This window comes from Sedimentitalea sp. XS_ASV28 (genome assembly GCF_041224545.1).
Lineage (GTDB): Bacteria > Pseudomonadota > Alphaproteobacteria > Rhodobacterales > Rhodobacteraceae > Sedimentitalea.
In genome coordinates this window covers 1-16369 of record NZ_JBGFGP010000149.1, presented here as the reverse complement: position 1 = coordinate 16369, position 16369 = coordinate 1, and the positions used below count along the sequence as shown (strand labels likewise).

General features: G+C 60.0%; 12 protein-coding genes and 1 pseudogene. 9 read left to right on the top strand and 4 right to left on the bottom strand.

The features are described 5' to 3' along the window. The first annotated feature begins 7 nt into the window (after nucleotides 1-7). Entirely contained in the window at nucleotides 8-502 is a 495-nt protein-coding gene (locus tag AB9K34_RS15120; protein WP_369955261.1) for a hypothetical protein, read from the top strand. A 37-nt stretch (nucleotides 503-539) separates the two neighbouring features. On the opposite strand, the gene istB is transcribed toward AB9K34_RS15120, so the two are convergent. The 4 genes and pseudogenes from istB to AB9K34_RS15100 all read right to left on the bottom strand — a co-directional run bounded on the left by istB (nucleotide 540) and on the right by AB9K34_RS15100 (nucleotide 3562). After that, on the bottom strand, nucleotides 540-1268 hold the full coding sequence (gene istB / locus AB9K34_RS15115) for an IS21-like element helper ATPase IstB (protein ID WP_369955260.1): 729 nt from the start codon (nucleotides 1266-1268) through the stop codon (nucleotides 540-542). 7 nt (nucleotides 1269-1275) lie between these two features. Then, nucleotides 1276-2766 (bottom strand): annotated as a pseudogene (istA, locus tag AB9K34_RS15110) (IS21 family transposase); the annotation flags it as partial. Between the two features lie 74 nt (nucleotides 2767-2840). Further along, nucleotides 2841-3128 (bottom strand): IS66 family insertion sequence element accessory protein TnpB, encoded by a 288-nt coding sequence (gene tnpB / locus AB9K34_RS15105; protein WP_369955259.1) that lies wholly within the window; start codon nucleotides 3126-3128, stop codon nucleotides 2841-2843. Beyond that, complete coding sequence (locus tag AB9K34_RS15100) at nucleotides 3125-3562, bottom strand: transposase (protein WP_369955258.1); 438 nt, start codon at nucleotides 3560-3562, stop codon at nucleotides 3125-3127. The genes tnpB and AB9K34_RS15100 overlap by 4 nt, the downstream gene beginning before the upstream one ends. Before the next feature lie 724 nt (nucleotides 3563-4286). Here AB9K34_RS15100 and AB9K34_RS15095 point away from each other — a divergent pair. The 8 genes from AB9K34_RS15095 (at nucleotide 4287) to AB9K34_RS15060 (ending at nucleotide 16316) form a co-directional block, all read left to right on the top strand. Next, nucleotides 4287-5114, top strand: a complete 828-nt coding sequence (locus AB9K34_RS15095) for a type IV toxin-antitoxin system AbiEi family antitoxin (protein ID WP_369955257.1) — start codon at nucleotides 4287-4289, stop codon at nucleotides 5112-5114. Next, nucleotides 5111-5974 (top strand): nucleotidyl transferase AbiEii/AbiGii toxin family protein, encoded by an 864-nt coding sequence (locus AB9K34_RS15090; protein ID WP_369955256.1) that lies wholly within the window; start codon nucleotides 5111-5113, stop codon nucleotides 5972-5974. The genes AB9K34_RS15095 and AB9K34_RS15090 overlap by 4 nt, the downstream gene beginning before the upstream one ends. Then, the gene (locus tag AB9K34_RS15085) at nucleotides 5974-7701 is read left to right on the top strand and encodes an ATP-dependent endonuclease (protein ID WP_369955255.1); all 1728 of its coding nucleotides are present in this window, start codon (nucleotides 5974-5976) and stop codon (nucleotides 7699-7701) included. Before AB9K34_RS15090 ends, AB9K34_RS15085 begins: the two co-directional genes overlap by 1 nt. Next, nucleotides 7694-9106, top strand: coding sequence for a UvrD-helicase domain-containing protein (locus AB9K34_RS15080; protein ID WP_369955254.1), 1413 nt, complete (start codon nucleotides 7694-7696; stop codon nucleotides 9104-9106). Before AB9K34_RS15085 ends, AB9K34_RS15080 begins: the two co-directional genes overlap by 8 nt. 283 nt (nucleotides 9107-9389) lie before the next feature. Further along, nucleotides 9390-10571 carry an exonuclease SbcCD subunit D gene (locus AB9K34_RS15075; RefSeq protein WP_369955253.1) on the top strand — a complete coding sequence of 394 codons (1182 nt, stop codon included), beginning with the start codon at nucleotides 9390-9392 and terminating at the stop codon, nucleotides 10569-10571. Next, entirely contained in the window at nucleotides 10568-13975 is a 3408-nt protein-coding gene (locus AB9K34_RS15070) for an AAA family ATPase (RefSeq protein WP_369955252.1), read from the top strand. The genes AB9K34_RS15075 and AB9K34_RS15070 overlap by 4 nt, the downstream gene beginning before the upstream one ends. 179 nt (nucleotides 13976-14154) lie before the next feature. Then, entirely contained in the window at nucleotides 14155-15264 is a 1110-nt protein-coding gene (locus AB9K34_RS15065) for a hypothetical protein (protein ID WP_369955251.1), read from the top strand. 335 nt (nucleotides 15265-15599) lie between these two features. Then, nucleotides 15600-16316, top strand: a complete 717-nt coding sequence (locus tag AB9K34_RS15060) for an ArdC family protein (protein ID WP_369955250.1) — start codon at nucleotides 15600-15602, stop codon at nucleotides 16314-16316. The last annotated feature ends 53 nt before the right edge of the window (nucleotides 16317-16369 follow it).

Genomic DNA, 16369 nt, shown 5'->3' with positions numbered 1-16369 from the left:
GTTCCAGGTGGAAGAAAAATCCCGTGGCAGGTCACGAGGAGCCAATGGTCCTTGGAAGACCGGAGACTATGAATACCACCTGAAGCACGATGCGGCGAAAAATCTCCTAGGCCTTGTTCTCGAAACCTACGAAGACCTGCACGGCGAGCCCCCAAAAGAGTTGTTCATTCATGGGCAGACTTACTTCAACGATGAAGAGTGGGACGCCTTTTGCGAAGCCGCACCACCCAGCACCAATGTCATTGGCGTCCGGATTCGTAGAACAGGCGGCGAAACCAAACTCTTCCGTGACGGCGACTATCCAGTCCTCCGCGGAACTGCCCTACTGCTGGACCACCAGACCGCCTATCTTTGGACCACGGGCTATGTGCCGCAACTTGACACCTACATCGGGCCGGAAACCCCGAACTGTCAATCCGCATCCAATCGTGACCCCGTATCGGCGTCCAAGATTGACCCCCTTGGTGCTGAGCTGGCCCGGCGCTGCGTAGTCCTCATGTAACGCAGCGGCGGCGGGCCTGCGTGGCTGCGGCTTGGTGTTACGCCCGGTTTTTGAAGCGCCAGCTTTCGTTGCCGGTCTCGACGATCTCGCAATGGTGTGTGAGCCGGTCGAGGAGTGCGGTGGTCATTTTTGCGTCGCCGAAGACGGTGGGCCATTCGCCGAACGCCAGGTTGGTCGTGACGATGATCGAGGTCCGCTCGTAGAGCTTGCTGATCAGATGGAACAGGAGCTGGCCGCCGGTCTGGGCGAACGGAAGATAGCCGAGCTCGTCGAGGATCAGGAAGTCGAGGCGGGAGATCAGGTCCGCGGTGCGGCCCTGGCGTTCGGCGCGGGCTTCGGCGTCGAGCTTGTTCACCAGATCGACGACATTGAAGAACCGGCCGCGGCGGCCGTTGCGAATGCAGGCGCGTGCGATGCTGACAGCGAGATGGGTCTTGCCGGTGCCTGTTCCGCCGATCAGCACGAGATTGCGCTGCTGATCGAGGAAGTCTCCGGTGGCGAGTTCACGGATCAGGGTCTCGTTCACCTCGGCGGCCTCGAAGTCGAACTCCTTGATCTCCTTGGCCAGCGGCAGTTTGGCGATCGTCATCTGGTATTTGATCGAGCGCGCCTGCTTCTCACTGATCTCGGCGGCCAGGAGGTCGCCAATGATCTGTTGCGGCTCGTGCTGTCGCTTGACCGCCGTGGCGATGATCTCGTCGTAGGCCGTCCTCATGCCGTAGAGCTTCAGCTGACCCATGGCGTCGAGCACCTGTGATCGTTCCATTCGTTGGTCTCCTCAGGCTGTCGTAGCGATCGCAATCGGCGGCGGGCTCGCGGCCCAGCTTCAGCGCCTCCGGCGTCGCGATCGTCAGGGGTGGCGGCGGTTCGCGGTGACGCGCCAGGATGTTCAGAACGACGCCGGCGGAATGGACGTTGTGAGACAGGGCCTCGGCGCAGGCGGCTTCAACGGCATCCAGGCCATCGGTGAGCACGGCCCCGAGTATCTCGACCACCTGTCGGTCACCACCAGGCTGTCGTTCCAGCTTGCGCTGCACACGCCTCAGGGCCGCTGGCAGATCCCAGTCCTTGAACGGCGCCCCGTTGCGCAGTGCGCCGGGCTTGCGCGTCAGAACCGGGATGTAATGGAGTGGATCGTAGATCGTCTTGTCGCGGCCGAAGGCCCGATCATGCCGGCCCACGACCTGACCATCCTGCCAGCATTCCAGCCTGTCGGCATAGGCTCTGATCTCTACGGGCCGGCCAACCGCACGGGCGTCGACCGAGTAGCGGTTCTTGTCGAAGCGCACGAGGCAGGTTTTGGACACCGACGCCGGGACGGCATGGAATCCGTCGAACGGGCCGACATAAGGCACCAGGCTCGACCGCTCGGCTTCGAACACTTCCCAGATCGGCTTGTCTGGGACGTCGGGGTGCCGGTTCGCCTTGGCATAGGCGACGCATCGGTCCTCAAGCCAGGCGTTCAGTTCGCTATAGGATCTGAACTTCGGCCGGGGCACGAAGAACCGCCGCCGGAGCACGCCCACCTGGTTCTCGACCTGGCCCTTCTCCCAACCCGAAGCCGGGGTGCAGGCGACCGGCTCGACCAGATAGTGCCCGCACATCTGCTGGAACCGGCGATTGTAGGCGCGATCCTTACCAACGAAGATCGTGTCCACCGCCGTCTTCATGTTGTCGTAGATGCCCCGGGCACAGGCTCCACCGAAGAACGCGAAGGCCCTGTCGTGCGCGTCGAACACCATCTCCTGGGTCTCGCGGGGATAGGCCCGCACAAACGGCATACGGCTGTGGCAGAGACGGACATGGGCGACCTTGACCGTCGTGGTCACGCCGTCGAGGATCACGATCTCATGGCTCCAGTCGAACTGGTAGGCTTCGCCCGGATCGAAGCTCAACGGGACATAGGCGCTGGCCGACGCCTCCTGTGTCGCCTTCGACCACCTGGCCGCGTAGCGCCGCACCGCATCATAACCGCCGCCGTAGCCGCGGTTGCGCAGCTCCTCGTAGACCCGGATCAGCGTCAGGCGTTCCCGCTTCGGCCGTCGGGCATTCTCGGCCAGCATGTCATCCAGTTCGGACCGCCAGGGATCGATCTTCGGACGCGGCTGCGTCGTGCGGTCATAGGTGAACTCGGTCGCGCCCGATCTGATGACTTTCCGCACCGTGTTCCGCGACAACCGCAACTCGCGGCAGATCCGCTTGATCGACTTGCCCTCGACGAAATGCGCACGCCTGATCTTCGCGATCGTCTCCACAACCAACATCCCCTGACTGCTCCCTCATGTCTTTGAGGAAGCTTCTGATCAGAAATATCAGGGGGGTCACTTTTGGACGCCGATCACCCCAAGATGGGGGTCAATTTTGCATGCTGATCCACATCCTGCGCTCTCGGCCAGACGAACTTCGCGCCTTCCAGGCGCTTGTGCACCAGAACCATTCCGGTGCGGTCCCAGAGCAGGATCTTGATCCTGTCCGTCCGCTTGGCTCGGAACACGAAGGCGGCGCCGTTGAACGGATCCAGCCCGAGGATCTCCTGCACCGCCAGCGCCAAACCATCGATGCCTTTGCGGAAGTCCACCGGCCGGGTCGCAACGTAGACCCGCAATTGCCCATGCGGCGAAATCATGCCCCCGCCGCCCGCACCGCCCGGATCACCTGCGTAAGGAGGGCTTCGTCGACATCAGCCCCGACACGCACCGTGACGCCATCCACCACCAGTTCGATCCGGCTCGACCGGGTCTCGCCACGGCTTTTCCGATCCGGTGTCGGCGATGTCGGGGCCGGTTGCTCAACGACAAGCGCAGCAAACATCGGCTCCTGCATGGCTTCGGCCGGCACCGCCAGATCGCCGGACTTCAGCTTCTTGCGCCAGTCGTAGACCTGCCAGCGTGTCACGCCATGCCGCCGTGCTACATCGGCCACCTTAGCCCCGGGCACCAGGCTCTCTGCTGCAATCCGCGCCCGTTCGGCCTCGCTTCGAAGACGTCGACCGCCGCGCCCCTCGATCACCTCGATGCGGCCCGCATAGCCATCCGTCGAGCCGTCCAAATAGCCGTCCATTTTGACGTCCCAAGTTCAATGCTCACGGCTGATGGACTCGCACGTCATCGGCGCGAACGGCAGGAGGGGAGCGGCTGAGCGCTTACCCAAGTACGGCGCTCCGTTTCGTTAAAAAGCGCAATCGGTCTGGGCCCTAGGTCGAGACGGCCTTGCAGTATGGTCGTCAAATCGCGCCGAAACACATCGGCTGGCACGAGTTTAATGACTGAAGCGAGCAGTGCAGCATCAGCCCTATCCTTTTCATCGAATTGGTTGACCCAGGCACGTATGAGTGGCTCTGCGATTTCGACGCGCTTCGTCAATTATCTTTCCAACGATTGTTCGTTGGCTCAAATAGCATGGTTGTCGACCTTAGCGTAACAGAAATACTAATGTAAAACCGATAGAAACAACGTTCATATTTGATGGTCCCTCCCAACTATGACCACCATTCTGAAAGAAACCGAGGCTCGCTCTGGAGCTTTACTGCTACTGGCGAGGGTAGCCGCTAAGCTGTCATAGCATCTCGATGAGCGCACACCGATAGCGCTACAAGCTTTTTGCAACGTTAGTGCAACATGGTCGCTTTGCCAGTCGTGCCACGGGTAACGCGCGGGCACTTTCAAACACCAAGGCAGCGGAAATCAACTCCAAAAATCGGTGTTAGTCGCGGAATACGCTGCATGACTTGGCTCTTTGCCGGTAGTCATGTATGAAAGTCCGCACGTTGCGCGGAATAAACAACATGAATAATGCAAAACGCCGAAGTCTTGCGGACTACGTCACCGAGCTGCAGTCGCAGGGGCGCATCGTTTTTTCGGCAGAGGAAGCGGTCAAGGCGCTTGGAACAAATCGCGGGGCTTTTCTTGACGCAGCGCAACGGCTCCAGCGCCGCGATCTGATCATCAGTCCACGCAAAGGCTTCTACGTGGCAGTGCCGCCTCAATTTGCGTCTTGGGGCGCACCACCACCTTCATGGTACCTCGACGCGCTCATGCAGCAAGAGGATGAACCCTACTACGTGGGACTTCTTAAAGCTGCGGAGCTCCATGGTGCATCCCACCAAGCGGTCATGGAATTCCAGGTTGTGACTGGAAAGCGCATGCCGAAGATACGGGCTGGTCGCAATCTCATTGCCTTTTACTACCGTAAGGACATGGGTGCGGTTATGGATGGCATCGAGGAGGTCAAGACAGACACCGGCCGTATGAAGATCTCTTCACCCGCGCTGACCGCCCTCGATCTTTTGCGCTATGGCAGCGCCACCGCAGGCATCAACAATGTTGCCACTGTCCTTTCAGACCTAGGGCCCAAGATCGACGGGGTTGAGTTGGCACTGCTGTCGCTCAAATTTGAAAAACCTATCGTCCAGCGTTTGGGCTACCTGCTCGACATACTCGACCGGCGCAGCCTCACCGGAAAAATGCACAACCTCCTAATGACTCGCGGCCGCCCAGGCTGGACTGAACTTGATCGCAAAGAGGCACAGGATCCCCTCTTTGCACCGGACCCGATTGAGCGAGACCAACGATGGCGCGTCACCGTGCGCCGCCAGCCGGAGGTCGATGAATGATCCCCTCCCAAAACATCGTTGCGTGGAGCCAGAGCGCACCATGGGCTGAGCAACGGCAGGTTGAACAGGACCTGATCATCTCGCGAGCCCTGGTGGAAATATTCTCTGACCCCTTCCTCGCGGACGAGCTGCGTTTTCGCGGAGGTACAGCCCTCAACAAGATCCATTTTCCCGATCCACTTCGCTACTCGGAAGACATCGACCTCGTCCGGACATCTGCCGGCCCAATCGGCCCAATCTTGGATCGATTGCGCGCGCTCCTGGAGCCATGGCTGGGTCCAGCAAATTTCGCGCAGAGCCAGATCGCGCCAAAGTTCCGTTTTCGGGTACCCGCCGAAGATGGTGTAGATACTCCGATCCGCTTGAAGCTCGAAATCAACACCCGCGAAACCTTGGCCTACGATCCGGTCGTGATGGCGCCCTTCGCCGTCGAAAACCCCTGGTTCGCCGGAACCACGACGATCCCCACATTCTCGAATGAGGAAATGCTGGCAACCAAGTTCCGAGCGCTTCTGCAAAGAGACAAGGGCAGGGACCTCTATGATCTGGCCCATGGGATTGATGTTCTAGAAGGCCTTAACTGTGGTCGGGTAGTTGAGCTATTCGGACAGTACTTGGCCGATGGTGGTCTCCAGATCACGCGGGCGCAATCCGAGCAGCGCATGCTGGGAAAGCTCGCAAAAGGCAATATGCTGCTCGACCTTCGCCCGCTCCTTTCGGCGGACGCTGCACAAAGCCTCGCGGAAGACGCCAGCGATGAAGCTGTCAAAGTGATCTTTGAACGCTTGATCTCGCTCTTGCCTGGTGAGCCTTGGAGCAAGACAGAAGAAGCAAAGGGCAAATTAGGGATTGAGTGGTAATGGCCGTTATTCGTCGGATCGAGATCAAGAATTTCCGTTCAATTTATAGCTTCGATTGGCGTCCAAGCGAAGGCTTCAACTGCATTGTGGGGTCTGGTGATGCGGGCAAAAGCAGTGTGCTTGATGCGATTGACTACTGTCTATCGGCTCGCCGCACGCTGCCCATCACAGATGCCGACTTCTACAAGATTGATGTTGACCAGGACATTTCCATCACACTGACGCTTGGTCGGCTGGGCGACGATCTCAAGAACTACGACAAGTACGGCGATTTTATCTGCGGTCTCTCCCCCGCGGGGGAGTTGCAGGACGAACCGGGACCTGGCCTGGAGCACGTACTTGTTCTCAACCTGACCATCCAAGGCGATCTTGATCCAAAATGGCGTTTGGTGTCGCAACGGGCCGACCAAAAGGGCCTTGAGCGCGGTCTGAATTGGGGAGATCGCCAAGCGCTCTCTCCAACGCGCCTCGGTGCTTGGTCCGACACCCATCTTACATGGCGCAAGGGCTCTGTTCTCAACCGGCTGAGCGATGAATCCGCAGATGCATCAGCTGTGCTCTCTGCGGCGGCCCGCGGTGCGCGGGAAGCCTTCGGCAATGAAGCGGATAGTCAATTGGCCGAAGCGCTCGCACAGGTTTCAGCGGCTGCAACAGAGCTGGGTGTCCCCATTGGTGCAAAACCCAAAGCCATGCTCGACACGCCTTCGGTTTCCATAAAGGGTGGAACAATTGCTCTGCACAACGATGCGGGCATTCCCTTGCGTGGTTTGGGTCTTGGTTCCACGCGCTTGCTGATCGCAGGCCTTCAAAGAAAGGTCGCAAGCCAAAGCTCCATCGTTCTCGTCGATGAGTTGGAACATGGGCTAGAGCCCCATCGCATTATCCGTCTTCTTGGCTCCCTTGGCGCCAAAGAAAACCCCGCACCGCAACAGGTCTTCGCGACATCACATTCACCAGTGGTTCTACGAGAGCTCAGCCATAGCCAATTGGCAATACTGCGGACGGACTTTCTCGATGAAACGTCCACTCAAACGCCCGCCGAAGAGGTGCAAAGCACATTGCGCGTGCATCCCGAGGCATTCCTCGCACCGTCGGTCTTAATCTGCGAAGGGGCAACAGAAGTCGGCTTTGTCCGGGGGCTCGACCAACACTGTCAGAACCACGGCAAGCCCTCCTTACATGCTGCAGGGGTCGCTCTGGTCGACTGCGACGGAGGGGATGCAGACCGACCCTATCGCCTTGGCATGGCGTTTCAGTCTCTAGAGTATCGTATCGGTGTGTTTCGAGATGACGACCTCGCGCGAAACGGCCAGCTACAACAGACCTTCGAACAGCGCCAAGGTCAAACGTTCACATGGGCTGCAGACCAGGACATCGAGACCGCCTTGATGCTCAACGGCAATGATGCCGTCTTGCTCAAGCTGGTCGACTACGCCGTTCAATTGCATGACGCTCAGCTTATCAATGATCACATTGGGTCTGCGTCCGGCGGTACACACAATCTTCAGAGCATTCGCGGGTCGTTGGCCGGTCCTGCACCCGTTGGCTTGGCGGATCGCCAAATGCTCGGCCGCGCAGCGGGTGGAAAGCGTGGCTGGTTCAAAACCCTGCGCCACATGGAGGCTGCGGCTTTGCAGATCATTGGTCCGGACTTTGCGTCGTTTTCACCGGACTTCCAGGCGCGGGTGAACCGCCTCATGGCATGGGTGCAGCAACCGCATGGATGAGCAGACCATCCTGTCCACTGCCTGCGGAAGTATTGCTGCGCCCGCTGGATGCGGGAAAACACATCTGATCGCCGAGGCGCTCAAAGCGGCACCGGCCGGCAAGCCAATCCTTGTGCTCACGCATACAAATGCCGGCGTCGCGGCTTTGCGAAACCGTCTCGATCAGGCGGCGGTGGCGCGCTGCCGCTATCGCATTTCTACGATCGACGGCTGGGCGATGAGGCTCGTCAGAACCTTTCCAGGTCGAAGCGGTCAGAACCTCGACATCTTGGAGCTGAAGACCCCGAAAACCGATTACCCGGCTATAAGAGCAGGGTCTTTGGCGGTTCTGGCCAATGGCAATGTCGGAGATCTGCTCAGAGCCACTTACGCAAGACTGATCGTCGATGAGTATCAGGATTGCGGCCAAGAACAGCATGCCATGGTAGTGGCCCTGGCCCAGGTTTTGCCAACCTGTGTGCTTGGCGATGATATGCAGGCCATCTTTGGCTGGGGCGGCAATGTCCTGGTTGATTGGACGACCCAAGTTATTGCTGATTTCCCGTCATTGGGAACGTTGGCCACGCCGTGGCGCTGGACCAATGCCGGATGTGGCGCTTTTGGAGAATGGCTCTTGCATGTGCGTACGGCTCTTCAGAGCTGCCAGCCTATTGATCTGATGCAATCACCCGACGAGGTTAGCTGGGTGCAGATCGCAGGTGAGAATGATATGGAGAACATCAATCGCGCCGCCTATACGACATCTCCGATTGCAGGCGGGGGCACGCTGATAGTGTGCGACAGCCGCAAACCTGCGCGACATCGAACAATTGCGAGCCAGGTCAAAGGGGCCACAGTCGTCGAGAACGCCGATCTTACTGACTTCATAAGCTTCGCAGCCAGTTTTCGGTTCGACGCGCCCTCCGCCCCTGAAGATCTGATCGACTTCGCCGGGGAGACGCTTGTTGGAGTTGGACCCGCCGCTTTGAAGGATCGCCTGCGGGTTCTCCTTGCGGGCACTGCGCGCAACGCACCCAGTGATGTTGAGCTCGCCATCCTTGACTTTGCGCGGGCGCGGACGCCGAAGGCAGCCGTGCATTTCCTCGTCGAAGTCAACAAGCAAGCCGGTGTTTCACCACTCAGACCTTCAATTTTGCGCGCCTGCTTGCAAGCCATGAACGGGTGCGAAAGTGTCGATGACTTTTACGATCTGGCCGTTCGATCCCGAGAGCAGGCGCGTGTCTTGGGGCGTTCCGTGCCCAAACGTGCTGTGGGAAGCACGTTGCTGCTCAAAGGTCTTGAAGCAGACGTTGCCGTCGTTGTCGACGCCGACCAAATGGATGCTCGAAACCTTTATGTTGCGATGACCCGTGGCGCGCGGCGTCTTGTCGTTTGCTCCAAATCTCCCATCATTCACCGACCGTGATCACGTTGATTCACTGTAGCCGCCTGTGCTGGCAGTTATGCTTTGACCAGAAGTACCTATCCGCGCTTTGAGCGGGACCTCTAGCGTCGCTGCATCGACAACCAAAGCCAAGTGACCTTCGTGGAGTTGCCTCAACCGAAACCAAGAAGAAGATGTTATAGATGGTCTATTCCGTGTGTCGTCCGGAGCATCACCGCCAAGGTGAGGTCTATTATCACTGGAACTGTAAGACGAAAGATCGTAGAAGTTGTAACTAATTGTATTCACAAAATTAATGCCGGGGATGATGCGACTACTTGCTACAGCCGACATTCATCTAGGTTCTCCGATCAGGTCGGTCGCACTGCGAAACCCTGATCTTGGGGATCGTTTGAAGCAAGCAAGCCGCGACACGTTCGTGCAGATCATAGACCTCGCTGTCACCGAAAAGGTCGACGCATTCGTGTTGGCGGGGGACATTTTCGACAACGGATACCCAGATCTCCGATCGCGCGCCTTCCTGATCGCACAGTTGTCACGGGCCGCGGAGGCAGGTGTGCCAACGGTCTTGGTCCGAGGTAACCACGACGCGTTGCTCGACCACCGTGCCCACGGAGAGCTTGGCCCTAACATCCATCTTCTGCACAAGGAAATGCCAACGGTCGAAATCGGCGACGCCGCCTTTCACGGGCTTTCGTACGATGCAGCTCATGTCGGAAAGAGCTTCCTTCCCGACTACCCAAAACCGGTGCCGGACAAGCGAAATGTCGGCCTTATGCATACCTCGCTCGATGGGGCTCCCGGTCATGACCCGTATGCGCCCTGCGCCGCAGCCGACCTGATGGCGCATGGCTTCGACCTTTGGTGCCTCGGTCACATACATGCGCCTTTCGAGCGTTGGGACGGCCCCGTCTTGGCGGTCATGCCGGGCATCCCGCAACCCCGCCATTTCGGTGAGCGCCAAGGCGGGACAGTTACGCTTGTCGAAATGGGAAACGGCGCACCCATAGTCGAGCGGCGCGACGTCTCGCGGTTGGGCTTTGCCGAGTTGGAATTAGACCTCCAGGACTCCGGCGATCAGCAGGATATGGTTGGTGCCCTTAGAGACGGGTTCTTGTCGGCGCAGCTCCCGAACAAGGATGTCGCCGTCCGGCTGAGGGCAACGAGCTCGAGGCAGAGCGGCGCGTTTGTCACGGAGCTCGCAGCGGAAGTGCTGGACGACGTTGATCGGGTCTTTCTGGATAAGGTTGAGGTCGTGCCGCCCTCCCGCCCGCCTAACACCGAGACAGATGACCTTGTTCGCCTGATGCGTACGGAAATGGCGGAAGACGGTTTCAGGCAAGCCGCCCTGCAACAACTTGATGAGGTCCGAACCGCGCTGCCGAATGAAATCGCTGCAGAACTGGAAGATCACGCTCTGGACGCATTGCTCGAGGACGCCATCGCCGAGGTGATGCTTGCGCTTCATGCGGAGCGCGCGGAATGAGGCTGAATGAGCTGCATCTGATCCGCTACGGCAATTTCGAAAACGCTGAGATCGTCTTTCCGGTGCCCGCGCGTGACACCACTGATGTAACCGTCGTTTACGGGCCCAATGAGGCCGGAAAGTCGACCGCGTTTCATGCGTTACTAGAAATTCTCTTTGGCTTCCGGGCTGGTGCGCATCCCTACGCATTCCGGTTCGAGCGAAGCGACTTGCTTGTGGGGGCGGACCTTGACCTGCCCGGCCGCGGGGCAACTGTCCTGAGGCGCAACAGCAAGCGGTCGCAATCCTTGCTGGACACGGACAATCGGCCGGTCGCCGACGCGATCCTCGGGAGCGCGTTGCACGGGTTAACGCGGGACGAATTCGAGGAGCGGTTCTCGCTGGATGAAAGAGGCCTGCGGGACGGCGGCGAACGGATTGCCAGTGCGAAGGGCGACCTTGGCCAACTTTTGCATGCGGGCGTCTCGGGCCTGACTGGCATTTCGGAGACGCTGAACACGCTTTCGGAGCGCGCCGACAAATTCCACAAAAAACATGGCCGTGCCACGGAGCTGAAACTGGCGAGCGACCGCCTGAAACAGATCGGTCGCGAGCTTCGAGCGGATCGGCTGACCTCGGAACGGGAACGAACTCTTCGTCAAGACCGTGACCAGAAGGCCGCACTGTTCGACGCGGAAAACACGGCGCTGGTCACCGCGCAGAAACGTCGTCTTGCCGCCACGGCGGCCAGTACGTGGTTCGACCGAACCCAGGAGATGGAACGACTCGCCGAGGCCCTGAAGGACTACCCGAGTGGCCCGGACCTGCCCCGGGATGCGGCCGAGCGCGTGGCGGCGCTGGTGGAGAAAATCTCCTCGCTCGAGGCCAGGATCTCCGAGGCAGACGATGACGTCGCCGGCCTGGAGCTGATCATTGAGGGGAACCCCGCTGACACGCTCGCCCCGGCGCTGAACGCCGAGTTGGAACGCCTGGATCAGATGACGGTCGATGGCGCCCCGTTGATGGACCGCGCCACGACGGCGCGCGCGGATCTCGATCGTCGCACTGCAGACCGGGATGCTCTCGCCATGGAGATATCGACGGCGCAGGCGCGGCTCTCGGTGTCCGGCACTGCGGTGGCGGATCTTGTCCTCGACACGGCGGATCTGGAAGAGATCGCCGAGGCTGTCGAGGCGTGCCGCATGGCCAACGAGGCGTTGAACACGGCGAAGGCCGTCGCCGATGCAGCGAGAGCGCGAGAGGGCGAGGCGCCTAGCGAACCGCAAGATCTGACGCTCCTGCGCGACGCATACGAGGCCTGGAGGCCGGTTTCGGACCTGACCACGTTCGAAACAGAGCGGGAACAAACCCTCGCGCGCCTGACCAAGGCTGCCGCCGACTTACCTGCGGACTGGACTGGCTTGGTTGACGCCGGCCTACCCGCGCCCGAAACGCTTGAGAAAGCCGCGCGGGAGTGGTCGGACTTGTCCTCGGACATCGCCGCAGCCAAGAGCAACGTCGAGGAACGCTCGAAGGAATTGGAGGATGCCACAGCCAATCTCTCGGCTTTGCAGGCCGCGCCCGAAGCGGTGGATGACGCAAAAACCGAGGAAACCCGCCGCCACCGTGACCTGGCTTGGACACGCCACCGCGACGACCTGTCCGATCCCTCCGCCGACCAATTCGAGGCGGCGATGCGCGCGGACGACAGCGCACGCGCCCATTTCGTGGCGGGGGCGGAGATCCGCCAGCGGCGACTTGAAGCGCAGAGGCGGGAAAAGACAGCGAAGGCGCGTTTCGAAACTGATGAGGCGCGGCTGGCAGACCTGTTCGACCGTCGCGAGAGTTTGTCAGAGGTTCAATCGAGGCTATCAGTGAGGCTCGGTCTGGAAGCAGGCGCCCCTCCAGCGGCTTTCGGACCACGCCACCAGGCCCTTGCAGCTGCGGCCAATGCCGCTGCCGACCACTCGAACGCGCAAGCAGCGTTGGATACCCGCCGCCGCCGCGAAGAAGCCTTGCGCAACGAGTTAATGGAAGCTGGCCGAACCTTGGATCTCGGCGTGGGCAAGGGCGATATGGCTGCCCGGGTGCAAAGGGTACTGACGCTGGAAGAAAGCGATCGCAAGGCCTGGAGTAAATGGCAGGACAGCCAGAAGGCCATCGACGAACTGGACGACGACGCGCTGGTCAAGAAGGACGATCTAAAGCGGGCCGAGCTCGAGTTCGAACGGTTGACTTCCTCTTTGCCGCTACCGGATCGCTCGGTCGAGGGGGTCCGGACTGCTCTTCCACAGTTGCGGAACCTACTTCGGCTGCACACCGATCATCAGCGTCTCAATGAGCGGATCGAGGCTCTGCAGCAGGCGATTTCGGCGTTGTCAGAGGGAGCCGAACGGCTGGCGAAGATTCTTGGCGCAACAGAGGATCAGGGCTGGCGCGAGCCTATTCAAACCATCGACCAGGCGCGCTTACGTCTGGCGGCGGCAACGCGCGCCGACGAAAAACGTGGCGACGCCGAGTCACTCAGGGATAAGGTCACGGCGGCACGATATCGCCACAAGACCGATCTTGGGGCCGCAAGGAACGAACTAGATGACCGTTTTAAGGGTCAGGGAGACGACAATCTTGCGCCGAGCGATCGGATAGCACGGCTCGTTGAGCGGGATCGGCTTCGCGCCGAGAACCTGACTGCGGATCGGGATAGGCAGCAGGCCATCGTTGGCGTCGACAAGGACCTCTTCGGCGAGGAACTCGACCGGATGCCGGACGCCTCTCGCGGACTTGTTCTCGAACAGCAAGTGCAAGACGCGCAAGACAGCCGCGACGCGGCGCGCGATGCAGCACGTGAGGCCGAGCGGTTGTACCGCGAAGCATTCGACGCCGCCGACCGTAGCGATCTGATCACCGAACAGGCGACGTTACTGGAGGCGCTCCGCAGCGGCGGTCGCAACGCGGTCGTTGCGCGGCTGGGTGTGCTGGCGGCCCGAGGGGCACTTCGTCGGCTGGCGGAGGAACGACGCAGCGATATGCTGCGCGATGTCGAGGCGGCCTTTGTCACCATGACCGCGCCCAAGTGGCGCGGCGTCGAGGTTTGGAGCCAGGTCGAAGGTGAAAAGCTGGTCGGCATCGACGCCGACGGAGAGAAGGTTCCGGTCGATAAGATGTCGACGGGGACTATGGGCCAGCTCTACTTCGCCTTGCGGCTAGCGGGGTATCGCAGCTTTGCGCGTGACCTCGGACCCCTTCCGATGATCCTCGACGACATCATGGAAACGTTCGACGACACACGGGCCCGGGCCGCATTGCAATTGTGCGCCGAGATAGGGGCAAGTGGGCAGGCAATCCTCTTCACGCACCACGCGCACCTGGTTGAGATGGCCCAGACCGCAGTTCCGGGTGTGGCCATTGTGGAGATGCCAACCTGACCGACCGAGCCTTCATCACCTGGCGGAATCCCACCGTTCGCGAGATAGGTCTTCCAGATGAGTCGCAGTCCTTTGGCAGGGGGAACGCCCGAACGCTGTGGCGGGCGGTACCAATTGCGGCGCTAGGCTTTCAATATGCAGATCGTCGTTGAAAGACGCTTGTCGGATGGAGGAAGAGAGTGAGTTTTTCGTTCTGGTGGATTGTTGGAGGTTTCGTACTTCTCATTTTCGGCATCTGGGTCAGGAAGCCAAGTAAGGCTACCCGACAACACCGGCATCACGATGAGACCCGGCCATCAACCAAAGTGGCAAAACCCAAGGGGCCTTCCCTCGCCAAGCAGAGCGCATTGCGGGCTCCGGTTTCGACGGGTTGGGAAATCCATAAGTTTGGCGACAATGCGCCCGCAGGCGATTGGGTACAGTGGAAGATTGGAAGCGGATGGTTCGACGTCCAGGGTCTCTTCAATCGCAAGGAGGCAGTAAGAGAGTTTCTTCGACTGGCGGCCCAAGCCGACGAGCGGGGCGAGCCTTTCGGGGCATTGCTTAACCCCGAGCCTGACAACAAGTACGACAAGAACGCCATGCAGGTGATCGGCATCCTTGGTCCGCGCGAAGCGCCGACTTCACGGGTCTTCTTGGGCTATGTGCCGGCCGATGTGGCGGCCGAGGTCGCGAGCTTTCCGGAGGGGATGCCAATTTCCGTGGAACTGAAGAAGTCCCGGATCGGGGAGGTTGACGTCATCTTGAACTGCGCAGGTCTATGGCCACCGGCCAAGCAGCGACGGGAGCAGGGATTTGAGAAAGCGCCATCGAAACCTGTCACCATAGTGGACGAGAACGCACTCGAGAAGCTCGATGCATTGATAGAGCGGATGAACGCGATGCCTGTCCTCACAGCGAAGCAGGCGGCTGCGAGGCAGAAAATGAACAGGATCGATTTCATCGAGGACGACGAGGCTACGATTCAGCGCAAGTTGGTCGAAATGGAAGCCGACACATCACCTTCAGTTCTAGAGGACCCCGGCGGCATCAAACAATACGACAACGACCTCGCCAAGCAGGTGGAGATCGTCAGCGAGGGACTCGATGGATGGGAACGCTCCGGCATGACACCCGCGCCGTACTATTCCTACCGGATTGCTGTGATCCTTTCGAAGCAGAAAGAGGTTGAGCGCGAGAAGGCTTTCCTAGCCGCTTGGTGCAGGCATTTCTCCGAAGTTGGTATCGGGCAGCGCTATGCGGACTTGGTCGAGCGAGCTCGCAAGAAGGGTGCCATTCCAGCGGTCTGAAATTTGGGCAGGTGGTTTGGCACGCCCGTGGTAGCGGAGGTATTCGCCAGTCGGAGCGGTAACGATAATGGGCCTGCCTATCATGACCGCTGTCCTGAATTCATCCGTAGCTGGCTGACCAGATTTAATTGGGAGGGAGGTCCGCAGGTCTCAGGTCCATAGGGATTCCGAAAGTAAAAGCGGGCTCTGGGTCATGTTGGATCCGGAGGATGCAGGAAAAGGGGTTTGGCGGGGTTCCGGAGGGATCCCGCCGCCCACCACAGGACAGCCTTTCAGAGCCCTTCTCCGATCCGCGCGCGGTTGCCGCGCGTTCTATCAAACATCGGAGATCAATCATGGCCAAATCCGCCAAGCCCAGGTTCGATGCCGCAGCGTCGATCACCGACGAGCTCATCAACATCATCGACCGGGGTGTGCTGCCCTGGCGCAAACCCTGGCGCGTCGGTGGAAGCTCCGTGCCGCTCAGGCAAAACGGCGAGCCTTACCGGGGCATCAACAACTTCCTGCTGACGATGCGCACCATGATGGCCGGATACACGTCGCCGTACTGGATGACCCTCAGGCAAGCGAACGCTCTGGACGCGAAAATCATCAAGGGCTCGAGATCGTCCGTTGTCGTCTATTACGGCACAGCCACGCGCGACGGCACCGAGAACGCCTCCGACGACGAGGCGGACGCCGACGACCCCAAGGCCATTCCATTCATGAAGTCCTACCGGGTCTTCAACGCGGACCAGATCGAGGGACTCGACGCCCGCTTTCATCCCGAGCCGCCCGATGTGGAGGCTTATCCCGAACGTGCCCCAATCCCGCACATGCAGGCCTTCTTCGATGCCGTCGGTGCGACCGTCAGTTTTTCAGGCCGCGAAGCCTGTTATGTTCCCGCGCTCGACAAGATCTACATGCCTCCGATCGAGCTCTTCGAGAACCCGCTGAACTTCTACGCTGTCTGGGGCCATGAATTGGGCCATAATGCCGATGTTCGGATTATGCCGCGCCGATCTTTGCAACCTGTTGCGGTATTGGAAGACCGGCGCGGCGTGTCAGCATAATTCAGAGCGCTTCGAGGAATGCCAGCAACTCGTCACCCGGCCGATACCGTCCG

Excerpts from the sequence above, each read along its gene's own strand:
- tnpB (WP_369955259.1), bottom strand. The coding sequence starts at position 3,128 with ATGATTTCGCCGCATGGGCAATTGCGGGTCTACGTTGCGACCCGGCCG.
- AB9K34_RS15095 (WP_369955257.1), top strand. The coding sequence starts at position 4,287 with ATGAATAATGCAAAACGCCGAAGTCTTGCGGACTACGTCACCGAGCTG.
- istB (WP_369955260.1), bottom strand. The coding sequence starts at position 1,268 with ATGGAACGATCACAGGTGCTCGACGCCATGGGTCAGCTGAAGCTCTAC.
- AB9K34_RS15075 (WP_369955253.1), top strand. The coding sequence starts at position 9,390 with ATGATGCGACTACTTGCTACAGCCGACATTCATCTAGGTTCTCCGATC.
- AB9K34_RS15070 (WP_369955252.1), top strand. The coding sequence starts at position 10,568 with ATGAGGCTGAATGAGCTGCATCTGATCCGCTACGGCAATTTCGAAAAC.
- AB9K34_RS15080 (WP_369955254.1), top strand. The coding sequence starts at position 7,694 with ATGGATGAGCAGACCATCCTGTCCACTGCCTGCGGAAGTATTGCTGCG.
- AB9K34_RS15060 (WP_369955250.1), top strand. The coding sequence starts at position 15,600 with ATGGCCAAATCCGCCAAGCCCAGGTTCGATGCCGCAGCGTCGATCACC.
- AB9K34_RS15100 (WP_369955258.1), bottom strand. The coding sequence starts at position 3,562 with ATGGACGGCTATTTGGACGGCTCGACGGATGGCTATGCGGGCCGCATC.
- AB9K34_RS15090 (WP_369955256.1), top strand. The coding sequence starts at position 5,111 with ATGATCCCCTCCCAAAACATCGTTGCGTGGAGCCAGAGCGCACCATGG.
- AB9K34_RS15085 (WP_369955255.1), top strand. The coding sequence starts at position 5,974 with ATGGCCGTTATTCGTCGGATCGAGATCAAGAATTTCCGTTCAATTTAT.